The sequence below is a fragment of the Streptomyces sp. NPDC089919 genome, assembly GCF_040684615.1.
Lineage (GTDB): Bacteria > Actinomycetota > Actinomycetes > Streptomycetales > Streptomycetaceae > Streptomyces.
In genome coordinates, this window is the sequence record NZ_JBFBGK010000070.1 from 12373 (window position 1) to 24086 (window position 11714).

10 protein-coding genes and 1 tRNA gene are annotated in these 11714 nt (G+C 72.4%); 6 read left to right on the forward strand and 5 right to left on the reverse strand.

Annotated features, from left to right (window positions below):
- Positions 1 to 29: 29 nt before the first annotated feature.
- From AB0O40_RS25070 to AB0O40_RS25090, 5 genes are all read right to left on the reverse strand, one after another.
- The gene (locus AB0O40_RS25070; protein WP_365045852.1) at positions 30 to 1493 is read right to left on the reverse strand and encodes a penicillin-binding transpeptidase domain-containing protein; all 1464 of its coding nucleotides are present in this window, start codon (positions 1491 to 1493) and stop codon (positions 30 to 32) included.
- On the reverse strand, positions 1490 to 2914 hold the full coding sequence (locus tag AB0O40_RS25075; RefSeq protein ID WP_365045854.1) for an FtsW/RodA/SpoVE family cell cycle protein: 1425 nt from the start codon (positions 2912 to 2914) through the stop codon (positions 1490 to 1492). The genes AB0O40_RS25070 and AB0O40_RS25075 overlap by 4 nt, the downstream gene beginning before the upstream one ends.
- A 37-nt stretch (positions 2915 to 2951) precedes the next feature.
- Positions 2952 to 4421: a PP2C family serine/threonine-protein phosphatase gene (locus AB0O40_RS25080; protein ID WP_365045857.1), complete on the reverse strand. Its 1470-nt coding sequence runs from the start codon at positions 4419 to 4421 to the stop codon at positions 2952 to 2954.
- 135 nt (positions 4422 to 4556) lie between these two features.
- Positions 4557 to 5063 (reverse strand): FHA domain-containing protein, encoded by a 507-nt coding sequence (locus AB0O40_RS25085; RefSeq protein ID WP_365045861.1) that lies wholly within the window; start codon positions 5061 to 5063, stop codon positions 4557 to 4559.
- Between the two features lie 10 nt (positions 5064 to 5073).
- Positions 5074 to 5928 carry a DUF3662 and FHA domain-containing protein gene (locus AB0O40_RS25090; RefSeq protein ID WP_365045864.1) on the reverse strand — a complete coding sequence of 285 codons (855 nt, stop codon included), beginning with the start codon at positions 5926 to 5928 and terminating at the stop codon, positions 5074 to 5076.
- A 292-nt stretch (positions 5929 to 6220) separates the two neighbouring features.
- Between AB0O40_RS25090 and AB0O40_RS25095 the strand changes: the two genes are divergently transcribed.
- From AB0O40_RS25095 to AB0O40_RS25120, 6 genes are all read left to right on the forward strand, one after another.
- Positions 6221 to 6303, forward strand: a tRNA-Leu gene (locus AB0O40_RS25095).
- Between the two features lie 168 nt (positions 6304 to 6471).
- Positions 6472 to 8139 (forward strand): histidine kinase, encoded by a 1668-nt coding sequence (locus AB0O40_RS25100; RefSeq protein WP_365045867.1) that lies wholly within the window; start codon positions 6472 to 6474, stop codon positions 8137 to 8139.
- Positions 8140 to 8220: 81 nt separating this feature from the next.
- A complete protein-coding gene (locus AB0O40_RS25105) occupies positions 8221 to 8868 on the forward strand; it encodes a response regulator transcription factor (RefSeq protein ID WP_365045932.1) in 648 nt (215 codons plus the stop codon).
- A 180-nt stretch (positions 8869 to 9048) separates the two neighbouring features.
- Entirely contained in the window at positions 9049 to 10437 is a 1389-nt protein-coding gene (locus tag AB0O40_RS25110) for a DUF2252 domain-containing protein (protein WP_365045870.1), read from the forward strand.
- Between the two features lie 31 nt (positions 10438 to 10468).
- A complete protein-coding gene (locus AB0O40_RS25115) occupies positions 10469 to 11290 on the forward strand; it encodes a J domain-containing protein (protein ID WP_365045873.1) in 822 nt (273 codons plus the stop codon).
- A gap of 76 nt (positions 11291 to 11366) precedes the next feature.
- On the forward strand, positions 11367 to 11711 hold the full coding sequence (locus AB0O40_RS25120) for a rhodanese-like domain-containing protein (protein ID WP_365045876.1): 345 nt from the start codon (positions 11367 to 11369) through the stop codon (positions 11709 to 11711).
- Positions 11712 to 11714 lie beyond the last annotated feature (3 nt).

Genomic DNA, 11714 nt, shown 5'->3' on the forward strand with positions numbered 1-11714 from the left:
CCTCCGTCACGTCCGGGCCGGCCCGGGCGTCATCCCTGGCTCTTGAGCACCGCCTGCATCACGGCTCGGGCGATCGGTCCGGCCAGGCCGCCACCGGTGATGTCCTCGCGGTTCACGCCCGAGGCGTCCTCGACGACCACGGCCACCGCCACCGGCGAGCCCTTGTCGGTCTTCGCGTACGAGATGAACCAGGCGTAGGGGCGCTTGGCGTTGTGCTCGCCGTGCTGGGCGGTACCGGTCTTGCCGCCGACCGTCACGCCGTCGATCTTGGCACTGCCACCGGTGCCGTTCTCGACGACGTTGACCATCATCTCCTGGACCTTCTGGGCGTTCTCGGCGGAGAGCGGGCGGCTCATCTCCGAGGGCTCGGTCTTCTCCAGGACGTCCAGGTTCGGCGCGGTGAGCTGGTCGACCATGTACGGCTTCATCAGCTTGCCGTCGTTGGCCACGGCGGCCGCGACCATGGCCATCTGCAGCGGGGTGGCGGCGGTGTTGAACTGGCCGATGGACGAAAGGGCGTTGCCGCCGCGGTCCATCTCCTTGTCGTAGACGCTGGCGTACGCGCGGACCGGGGTGTCGATCTTCTCGTTGTTGAAGCCGAACTTCTCCGCGGTCTCCAGCATCTTGTCGCGGGTGACCTTGTCGCCCATGTTCGCGAACACGGAGTTGCAGGAGACCTCGAGCGCCTTCATCAGGCTGGCGTGCTCGCAGCCGCTGGCGTGGTTGACCATCGGCTTGGTCGACAGCGGCAGGATGTACGGCTCGGGGGTGTCGGTCGGCGCGTTGACGTCCGTGACCACGCCGTGCTCCAGCGCCGCCGAGGCGGTGACCACCTTGAACGTCGAACCGGGCGGGTAGGTCTCCCGCAGGGCGCGGTTGACCAGCGCCTTGTCCTTGCTGTCCTTCAGCGACACCCAGGCCTTCTCGTCGGCCTTGGAGTTGCCGGCGAAGGAGGACGGGTCGTAGGACGGGGTGCTGACCAGCGCCAGGATCTTGCCGGTGCGCGGGTCCAGCGCGGCCACCGCGCCCTTCTTCTCGCCCAGCCCCTTGAAGGCGGCCAGCTGCGCGGCGCGGTTCAGGGTGGTGACGACGTTGCCGCCCTGCTTCTTCGCGCCGGTGAACATCCCGATGGTGCGGTCGAAGAAGAGCCGGTCGTCGCTGCCGGTCAGGATGCCGTCCTCGAGCTTCTCCAGCTGCGTGGAGCCGAAGGCCTGCGAGGCGAAGCCGGTGACCGGCGCCCACATCGGGCCGTCGAGGTAGGTCCGCTTGTACTTGTAGTCGCTGCCGTTGGTGACGGCCGAGCCGGTGATGGCCTTGTCGCCGACGATGATGTTGCCGCGCTCGGAGGCGTACTGGGCGATCTGGACCCGCCGGTTCTCCTTGCGGGTGCTCAGGTCCTCGGCCTGCACGTACTGGAGCCAGTTGGCGCGCAGCAGCAGGGTCAGGACCAGCAGGCCGCAGAAGATCGCGATGCGACGCAGGGGCTTGTTCATGACGGACGGACCACCTGGGTCAGCTCGGCGTCGGGGGACGGGGCGGGGGCCGGGGCCGGGCGGCGCGCGGTGTCGCTGATGCGGATCAGGATGCCGATCAGGGCCCAGTTGGCGATGACCGAGGAGCCGCCGTTCGCCAGGAACGGCATGGTCATGCCGGTGAGCGGGATCAGGCCCATGACGCCGCCGGCGACCACGAACACCTGGATCGCGAACGCGCCGGTCAGGCCGATCGCGAACATCTTGCCGAAGGGGTCCCGGGAGGCCAGTGCGGTGCGCGCGCCCCGCTCGATGATGAGCGCGTACAGCAGCAGGAAGGCCATCACACCGGCGAGCCCGAGCTCCTCGCCGACGGTGGTGAAGATGAAGTCGGAGTTGGCCGCGAAGAGGATCAGGTCCGAGTGGCCCTGGCCCCAGCCGGTGCCCAGCACGCCGCCGGAGCCGAAGGACATCACGGCCTGGCCGACCTGCTCGCAGGCGCCCGAGGTGGTGTAGCAGGAGAACGGGTCCAGGAAGGCGTTGACGCGGGCCTCGACGTGAGAGGACACGGAGGCCACGCCGACCGCGCCGACCGCCGACATCAGCAGGCCGATGACGATCCAGCTGGTCCGCTCGGTGGCCACGTACAGCATGATCACGAACATGCCGAAGAACAGCAGGGAGGTACCGAGGTCGGTCTCGAAGATGAGGATCAGCAGGCTCATCGCCCAGATCATCAGGATCGGTCCCAGGTCCCGGCCGCGCGGCAGGTACAGGCCCATGAAGCGGCGGCTGGCCAGCGCCAGCGCGTCCCGCTTGACCATCAGGTAGCCGGCGAAGAAGACCGCGATCACGATCTTCGCGAACTCACCGGGCTGGATGGAGAAGCCGCCGACCGAGATCCAGATCTTCGCGCCGAAGACGTCGGCGCCCAGGCCCGGGACCATCGGCAGGAGCAGCAGGACCAGCGCCGCGGCGCCGGAGATGTACGTGAACCGCTGGAGGGCGCGGTGGTCCTTGAGGACCAGCAGCACCACGACGAAGAGCGTGATGCCCACCGCCGTGTAGAAGAGCTGGTTGGGTGCCGCCGGGGAGAAGCCGCCCCAGGACCGCTTCGCCAGGTTCTGCAGCCGCTCCGACTGGTCCAGGCGCCAGATCAGCACCAGGCCCAGGCCGTTGAGCAGGGTGGCCAGCGGCAGCAGCAGCGGGTCCGCGTACTTGGCGTAGCGGCGGACGACGATGTGCCCGATGCCGGCCAGCAGCCCGAGGCCCAGGCCGTACGCGAGCATGCCGGGCGGCAGCTTGCCGTTGATGGCCAGGCCCACGTTGGCGTACGCGAAAACCGGGATGACCACGGCGAACGCGAGCAGCAGGAGCTCGGTGTTGCGCCGGCTCGGCAGCTCGATGGCGCCGATGGTGGTCGTGTTGGTGACAACGCTCATGGTGTGACGGGCCCCCTGCGCCCGCTTACTGCGACTGCTAGCTGCTGCACTGGCCGACGAGCTTCTGCTCGTCCTCGCTCAGCGTCGGACCGGGCGACGGCGTCGGGCCCTTCTGGACCACGGTGGGGGAGGTCGCCGGCGGCTTCTTCGCCGCCTCGGCCTGCTCCCGCTCCTCCTGCTTGCGGCAGGCGGAGGCCTGGAGAGCCAGGTCCTTGATCTTCGCGTCGGCCTTGCCCCGGTCGCCCGCGCTGATCGTGTCGCGGACCAGCTTCTGCTTGAAGTCGGGCAGGTACTTGAGTTCGATCTCGGGGTGGTCCTTCTCGACCTTCGAGAGCTTGATCCAGGCCAGGTCCTGGCTGATGCCCCGGTACAGCGCCACGTGGTCGTCGTTGACACCGACGTAGTACTGGGTCTGGGTCCAGCGCCAGCCGCCGTAGAGGCCGCCGCCGATCACGCCGAGCGCCAGCAGCAAGATCACGGACCGCTTGGCCCACTTCGCCCCACCGCGGCGGCGGGGCTTGAACTCGTCCTCGTAGCCGTCCGCGTCGCCGTACTCGCCGAAGGAGCCGTACTGCTCCGGGACCGCGCCGTAGCCCGGCGCCTCGCCGGACCCGGGCGGGCCGAAGCTGCCCGGCGCCGGCGGCGGGGCCTGCCGGCCCAGCCCGGAGGCGCGGCCGGCCGGGGTCTGCATGGCGCCGCCGTCGAACAGCTGGTGCTGCGTCTCGGCGACCGCGCCGACCACCACGGGGGTGTCGTTGAACTGGGCGGCCAGGGTGTCGCCGGTGTCGTTGTCCAGGACGTCCGCGACGATGCAGGTGATGTTGTCGGGACCGCCGCCGCGCAGCGCGAGCTGGATCAGCTCCTGCACCGTCTCGTGCGGGCCCTGGTACCCGGCAAGGGTCTCCTCCAGGGTCTGGTGGGAGACCACGCCGGAGAGGCCGTCGGAGCAGATCAGGTACCGGTCGCCGGCCCGCACCTCGCGGATCGACAGGTCGGGCTCGACGTGCTCGCCACTGCCCAGCGCGCGCATCAGCAGGGAGCGCTGCGGGTGGGTGGTGGCCTCCTCCTCGGTGATCCGGCCCTCGTCCACGAGCCGCTGCACCCAGGTGTGGTCCTGCGTGATCTGCGTCAGGACGCCGTCGCGCAGCAGGTACGCGCGGCTGTCGCCGACGTGCACCAGGCCCAGCCGCTGGCCGGTCCACAGGAGCGCGGTGAGGGTGGTGCCCATGCCCTCGAGCTGGGGGTCCTCCTCGACCATGACGCGGAGCTGGTCGTTGGCCCGCTGCACGGCCAGGCCGAGCGCGGTGAGGATGTCGGAGCCGGGCACGTCGTCGTCGAGCTGCACGAGGGTGGAGATCACCTCGGAGCTGGCGACCTCGCCGGCGGCCTGGCCGCCCATGCCGTCGGCGATCGCGAGGAGCCGGGGACCGGCGTAGCCGGAGTCCTCGTTGCCCTCGCGGATCATGCCCTTGTGCGAACCGGCGGCGAACCGCAGGGACAGACTCATGCGCACCTGCCCACTCGACACGTCCTCCGGGTACAACCGGTCTCGAGCCACACTGCCCACCCTCCGGTCGGGAGCGCGCTCGGGTCCGCTGTCGGGACCGCCGCGGCTCGCTCGCTCCGCTCGCTCATTCTCGTACTACTTCCGCAGCTCGATGACGGTCTTGCCGATGCGGATCGGGGCGCCCAGCGGAATGGGTGTCGCGACGGTGAGCCGGGCCCGGTCGAGATACGTGCCGTTGGTGGACCCGAGGTCCTCGACGATCCAGTTGCCGTCGCGGTCGGGGTAGATCCTGGCATGGCGGCTGGAGGCGTAGTCGTCGTCCAGCACGATCGTGGAGTCGTGCGCCCGGCCCAGGGTGATGGTCTGGCCCTGCAGAGCGACGGTGGTGCCCGTCAGGGTGCCCTCGGAGACGACCAGCTTGGTCGGGGCGCCCCGGCGCTGGCGCTGCTGCGGCGGCTGCGCCTGGCGGCCCTGCTGGGCGGGTGGCCGCGCCTCGGCGGCGGCGTTCCCGCGGCGGGAGCCCCGCTGGGTCACGCGCGTACCGAAGAGGTCGCTGCGGATGACCTGGACGGCCACGATGACGAACAGCCACAGAACGGCCAGGAAACCCAACCGCATGACCGTCAGGGTCAGCTCTGACATTGCCCCCGCTTCACCCTTCGGCTTGCCGGTAAATGATGGTGGTGCTGCCCACGACGATCCGCGAGCCGTCGCGGAGCGTAGCGCGGGTGGTGTGCTGCCCGTCCACCACGATGCCGTTGGTGGACCCGAGATCCTGGATCGTCGAGGGCGTTCCGGTCCGGATCTCACAGTGCCGGCGCGAGACGCCGGGGTCGTCGATCCGCACGTCGGCTTCGGTGCTGCGGCCCAGCACCAGCGTCGGGCGGGAGATCTGATGGCGGGTGCCGTTGATCTCGATCCAGCGGCGGGTCTGGCCGCCGCCGGTCGGTGCCGGACCGGCCGGCCCGGGACGTCGCTGGCCCGCACCGGGCGGGGGCGACGAAGGCATGGGGGGTGCGGCGGCCGGCGGGTAGCCGTATCCGCCGCGCTGCGGGCCGCCCTGGGCGGGGCCGACGTGGCCGCCGGCCGCCCGCGGGTCCTCCGCCGCGCGCTCGGGCTGCGCCTGGGAGGTGCTGGCCGCGAGGGTGCGGCTGCGGACCCGGTACAGGCCGGTGTCCAGGTCCTCGGCCTTCTCCAGGTGGACCTTGATCGGTCCCATGAAGCTGTAGCGCTGCTGCTTGGCGTAGTCGCGGACCAGGCCCGCGAGCTCGTCGCCGAGCTGGCCGGAGTAGGGGCTCAGGCGGTCGTAGTCGCCGGCGCTGAGCTCCACGATGAAGTCGTTGGGGACGACGGTCCGCTCGCGGTTCCAGATGGTCGCGTTGTTGTCGCACTCGCGCTGCAGCGCGCCCGCGATCTCGACCGGCTGGACCTCGGACTTGAAGACCTTGGCGAAGGTGCCGTTCACCAGACCTTCGAGCCGCTGCTCAAAACGCTTCAGGACTCCCACCGGGCACCTCCTCCGTCGTTGTCGCCCTGTACTGCTTACTGATCGTATCCACGCGTAGGGAAATCGGCTGGTTCCCCTTGTCGGCTCCGCAGATGAGTGTTGGTCCTCACAAGGGATCGTAGAGGCGGCCCGGGGACAGTGTCCCGCACCCGGGGAGGACGACGGGTTCGCGGCCCGGGGTCCCTCTTCGGGTGCCCGCCGGAAGCGATGTGAATCCACCCCCTCCGACGTGCTAATGTTCCACGTGTCGCCAAGGGAACGGCCCGCAAGGGAAGTCCTCAGGTAGCTACTCGGGCGAGTGGCGGAACGGCAGACGCGCTGGCTTCAGGTGCCAGTGTCCTTCGGGACGTGGGGGTTCAAATCCCCCCTCGCCCACCGAGAGAAGCCCCTCGGACCTCATGGTCCGGGGGGCTTCTTCGTGTCCGCGGGACTTCTTCGCGTACCCGGGACTTCTTCGCGTACCCGGGGTGCGACGACTTTCGTCGCGGGGCGCGCGACGAAAGAGAGCGGCCGTATCCCGGGTCGGCTGCCTAGGGTCGGGGCGTGGACGTGAAGGCGAAGCTCCGGGACGGCTGGACCTGGCTCAGGGGCCCCGAGCCGTGGTCGCGGCGGCGGGTGGCGGGCGAGGGCGTGCTCGCGGTCGTGCTGGGGCTGATGGCGGCCGGGGTCGAGGACGTCGTCGGACAGGACTGGCTCCAGCAGCTCGGAGTCGGCGCGGGTGTGGCGTTGCTCTCCTTGCTGCGGCGCCGGCTGCCGGCCGTGGTGCTGGTGCTCTCGGCCGTGCTCGGCGCCGTCCTCGCCGGGCTGGCCCCGATGACCATCGTGGCGGGCTGGTCGGCGGGCCGCCGGATCGTGGGCGCCGGACGGGCGCTGGGCGCGTTCACGCTGGCGTACGTGCTCGGCGTGGTGATCTCGGTCGCCGACCAGTGGTCCCTCCAGCGGCCGTTGCTCATGATCCTGCTCGCCACCTTGCTGTACCTGGCGACCGTGGTGGTCCCGGGTCTCACCGGCCGGTACTGGCACCAGCGGCGGACCCTGCTGCACGCCCTCCAGGAGCGCAACGCGCAGCTGCTGCGCGAGCGGGAGATGATCGCGGGCCAGGCGCGGCTGCGTGAACGCCAGCGGATCGCCCAGGACATGCACGACAGCCTCGGCCACCAGCTCGCGCTGATCTCGGTGCACACCGGCGCCCTCGAGGTGGACCCGGCGCTGACGGACCGCCAGCGGGAGGCCGTCGGGGTGCTGCGGGGGGCCTCGGTGGCCGCGATGCACGAACTGCGCGAGGTGGTCGGGATCCTGCGGGACGGGGTCGAGGCGCCGGTGCAGGACGAGGCGCAGGCGGCGGCCCGCGGGGTGGCGGGCATCGAGGGCGTGGTCGAGGCGGCCCGGGGGGCCGGCACAGACGTCCGGCTGACCCGCTCCGGCGAGGTCCGGCCGCTGGCGGCGGCCTGCGACCACGCCGCGTACCGGATCGTCCAGGAGGCGCTGACCAACGCCTACAAGCACGCGCCGGGTGCGCCGATCACGGTGGAACTGCGGTACGAGGACGACTCCCTGGTCGTGGAGATCGCGAACGGGCCGGTGGCCGGGCCCCGGCCGGGCGAGGTGGTCAGCGGCGGCCAGGGCCTGACCGGGCTGCGCGAACGCGCCCGGCTGGTCGGCGGGATGGTGCACGCCGGGACGACGGAGGACGGCGGCTTCCGGGTGGCCGGGGTGCTGCCGTACGGCGCCGAGCCGGCCGGGGTCGTGGCGGACGTGGCCGACGACTTCCGCCAGCAGGCGGTGGGCGGCGGGGCGCCGGCGGCCTGGGCGGACGTGGACCGGCCGGTGGGCCGCCGGAGCCGGTTCGGCGGGGTGGCGCTGGGCTGCGGGATCGTGCTGGCGGCGGTGGCGCTGCTGGTGGCCGTGGGGGTGGCCTCGATGGTCTTCCTGGTGGGCTCGGCGAGCGAGACGATGATCGGCCGGTCCGAGTACGACCAGGTGCACGTGGGCGAGGCGGAGCGGAGCGTGCGCGACCGGCTGCCCGAGGGCAACAGCCTGCTGGCGACCGGGCTCGACAAGGGCGGCCCGCCGCGGCCGGCGGGGGCCTCGTGCCTGGTGCTGATGTCGACCGAGCCGGAGAGCGGGGACGACGGGGCGGAGCCGGTGTTCCGGTTCTGCTTCAAGGACGGCAAGCTGATCCAGAAGCAGTCCTATGAGGTCAAGCGGTAGGTGGGCGTGAGTCAGCAGGGAAGCGGACGGGCACCGGCGGGCGCGGCCGGGAGCGGCGCCGCGGGCCGGGGGATCCGGGTGGTGATCGCCGACGACGAGCCGCTGATCCGGGCCGGGATCCGGATGATCCTCACCTCGGACCCGGCCATCGAGGTGGTCGCGGAGGCGGCGAACGGCCGCGAGGCGGTGGAGCTGGCGCGGGCGCACGTCCCGGACGTGGTGCTGCTCGACATCCAGATGCCGGTGATGGACGGGCTGACGGCGCTGGCCGAGCTGCGCCGGGCGGTGCCGCAGGCGCGGTCGCTGGTCCTGACGACCTTCGGGGAGAAGGAGAACGTCCTGCGGGCCCTCGGGGAGGGCGGCGCCGGCTTCCTCCTCAAGGACTCGGCGCCGGCCGAGCTGATCGGCGCGGTCCGGGCCGCCGCGGCGGGGGACGCGTACCTCTCGCCGGCCGCGACCCGGCACGTGGTGGACCAGCTGGCGGTCGGCGGGGCCACCGGGCGGGCCGCGGCGCGGGACGAGGAGGCCCGGCGGCGGGTGGGGCAGTTGAGCGAGCGGGAGCGCGGGGTGCTGGCGCTGCTGGGCGAGGGGCTTTCCAACGCGGAGGCCGGCCGGCGGCTGCACATGAGCGAGGCGACGGTGAAGACGTACGTCAGCCGGATCCTGGCCAAGCTGGAGTGCGAGAACCGGGTGCAGGCCGCGCTGCTGGCGCGGGACGCGGGGTTGTAGCGGACCGGTCCCCTCCGCCCTCGTACGGGTGACGGGGTTTTCCCCAGGGCGCGGACCGTCCACAGGGGGGAGACGGGGCCGGGGGGCGACGGTACGGTCGGTCGCGGTTGATGTTGGTTCGCGGTGGGGGCGTCGGGTGCGCCCGGTGTGCGCCGTGTCCGGGAGCGGGGGGAAGCAGTGATGGCCGAGCGGATTCCGGTGGTGGCCGGGTTCGGGCCGCGGGTGGCCCAGGGGTCGCCGCGCGAGGAGGGCAAGGCGTTGCGCGGGCGGGTGCCCCGGGCGGCGCACGCACAGCTGGTGCCGGTGGCGGGCCGGCCGGACGCGGTGCGGGCGGTCGAGGAGTCCAACGCCGGCCGGGTGCCGGAGCTGACGCCGATACGGGTCGGCCGGATGGCGGCCTCGCCGTTCGCGTTCCTGCGGGGCGCGGCCGGGCTGATGGCGCACGACCTGGAGGGCACCCCGGTCACCGGCGTGGGGGCGCAGATCTGCGGTGACGCCCACGCGGCGAACTTCGGACTGTACGGCGACGCCCGCGGGCGGCTGGTGATCGACCTCAACGACTTCGACGAGACGGTCTTCGGCCCCTGGGAGTGGGACCTGAAGCGGCTGGCGACCTCGCTGGTGCTGGCCGGCCGGGTGGCGGGCGCGGACGAGGACGTGTGCCTGGCCGCCGCGCGGGACACGGTCGGCGCCTACCGGCGCACGATGCGGCTGCTGGCCAAGCTCCCCGTGCTGGACTCGTGGAACGCCATCGCCGACGAGGAACTGGTCTCGCACACCGACGCCCGGGACCTGCTGGGGACCCTGGAGCGGGTCTCGGAGAAGGCCCGGAACAACACCAGCGCCCGGTTCGCGGCCAAGTCCACGGAGACGACCGAGGACGGCGCGCGGCGGTTCGTCGACGCCCTGCCGGTGCTCCGGCGGGTGGGGGACGCGGAGGCGGCGGCGGTGGCCGCGGCCCTGGAGGACTACGTCCGGACCCTGCCGGGCGACCGGCTGCCGCTGCTGGCGCGGTACGCCATCCACGACGTGGCCTTCCGGGTGGTGGGCACCGGCAGTGTCGGTACCCGCTCCTATGTGGTGCTGCTGCTGGACCACCGCGGGGAGCCGCTGGTGCTCCAGGTGAAGGAGGCCCGGCCCTCGGTACTGATACCGCACCTGCGGGCGGTGGGCTTCGAGGCGCCGGACGCGGACCACGAGGGGCGCCGGGTGGTGACCGGACAGAAGCGGATGCAGGTGGTCAGCGACATCCTGCTCGGCTGGACCACGGTCGAGGGCCGGCCCTTCCAGGTCCGGCAGTTCCGCAACCGCAAGGGCAGCGTGGACCCGGCGGCGCTGTCGGCCGACCAGATCGACGACTACGGCCGGATGACCGGGGCGCTGCTGGCCCGGGCGCACGCGCACAGCGCGGACCCGCGGCTGATATCCGGCTACTGCGGGAAGAACGAAGAGCTCGACGAGGCGATGGGCGCCTTCGCGGTGGCCTACGCGGACCGGACCGAGGCGGACCACGCCGACCTGGTGGCGGCGGTCCGCTCGGGGCGGATCGCGGCGGAGGAGGGCGTATGAGCCCTCGTGGGGCGGGCCGTAGGCTGGGCGGGTGAGCCAGGAAACAGCCGGGGCCAGCGACCCCGACGAGAGCGAGCGGCCCGAGGCGCGGCTGGAGCGGGCCGTGCGGGCGGCCGAGCAGGCGCTGATCGAGTTCGAGATCGCGGTGGAGACGTTCCGGGTGGAGGTCGAGAACTTCTCCCGGCTGCACCACCAGAAGCTGGGCCCGATGTACGCGCGGCTCGACGAGCTCGACGCGCAGATCGCGGAGGCGCGGGCGGCCCGGACCGGCGATCCGGAGGACCTGCGCCGGGCGCGGGACCTGCGGGCGCTGGTGATGCCCATGCCGGGGGTGGACGAGCTGTTCCACGACTGGCTGGACTCGGACGGCCTCTCCGACGCGGCGGGCGCGATGCTCACCGAGCAGCCGGTCCGGCCGCCGGAGCGGGTACGGCCCTCGGAGGAGGTCCGCAAGCTCTACCGCGAGCTGGTCCGCCGGGCCCATCCGGACCTGGCGCAGGACGAGCCGGAGCGGGTTCGCCGGGACGGCTTCATCGCCCGGGTCAACGCCGCGTACGGCCGCGGGGACGCGGCCCTGCTGCGGGAGCTGGCCGAGGAGTGGGCGGCCGGGCCCGCGGTGGCCGAGGCTCCGCTGCCGGAGAGCGAGGAGCTCTACGCGCGGCTGGAGTGGCTGGCGCGGCGCAAGGAGCTGCTGACGGTCGTCGCCGGCGAACTGGAGGAGAGCGCCATCGGCTCCATGCTGCGGATGGCGCCGGACGACCCGGACCGGCTGCTCGAGCAGATCGCCGAGCAGCTGCTGGCGGACGTCGCGGCGCGCGAGGCGGAGCTGGCCGGGCTGGTCGGCCAGGGCTGACCGGCCGGGGCCGGTTTGTCGGGCGGGTCCGTCGGTTAGGTTCGGGGAAGACAGCTGCTGTGAAAGAAGAGGCGTAATGAACTTTGGTCCGCTTCCCTCGGTGGACGTCGCCGGGATTCCCGCCGACGCGCTGGTCCTGGACGTCCGGGAGGACGAGGAATGGGCCGCCGGGCACGTCGACGGCGCCCTGCACGTCCCGATGAGCGAGTTCGTGGCCCGCTTCGGTGAGGTCACCGAGGCGGTGGCGGACGGCCGCCGGGCGTATGTGATGTGCCGGGTCGGCGGCCGGTCCGCGCAGGTCACGCAGTACCTGCTCCAGCAGGGCATCGACGCGGTCAACGTGGACGGCGGGATGCTCGCCTGGGACGGCGCCGGCCGCCCGATGGTGGGCGACGGCGGCGCCGCGGCGACCGTGCTGTAGGTC

What these genes read in the sequence shown, in the direction of transcription:
- AB0O40_RS25070 (WP_365045852.1), bottom strand. Translation starts at nt 1,493, where the DNA reads ATGAACAAGCCCCTGCGTCGCATCGCGATCTTCTGCGGCCTGCTGGTC.
- AB0O40_RS25075 (WP_365045854.1), bottom strand. Translation starts at nt 2,914, where the DNA reads ATGAGCGTTGTCACCAACACGACCACCATCGGCGCCATCGAGCTGCCG.
- AB0O40_RS25080 (WP_365045857.1), bottom strand. Translation starts at nt 4,421, where the DNA reads ATGAGTCTGTCCCTGCGGTTCGCCGCCGGTTCGCACAAGGGCATGATC.
- AB0O40_RS25085 (WP_365045861.1), bottom strand. Translation starts at nt 5,063, where the DNA reads ATGTCAGAGCTGACCCTGACGGTCATGCGGTTGGGTTTCCTGGCCGTT.
- AB0O40_RS25110 (WP_365045870.1), top strand. Translation starts at nt 9,049, where the DNA reads ATGGCCGAGCGGATTCCGGTGGTGGCCGGGTTCGGGCCGCGGGTGGCC.
- AB0O40_RS25120 (WP_365045876.1), top strand. Translation starts at nt 11,367, where the DNA reads ATGAACTTTGGTCCGCTTCCCTCGGTGGACGTCGCCGGGATTCCCGCC.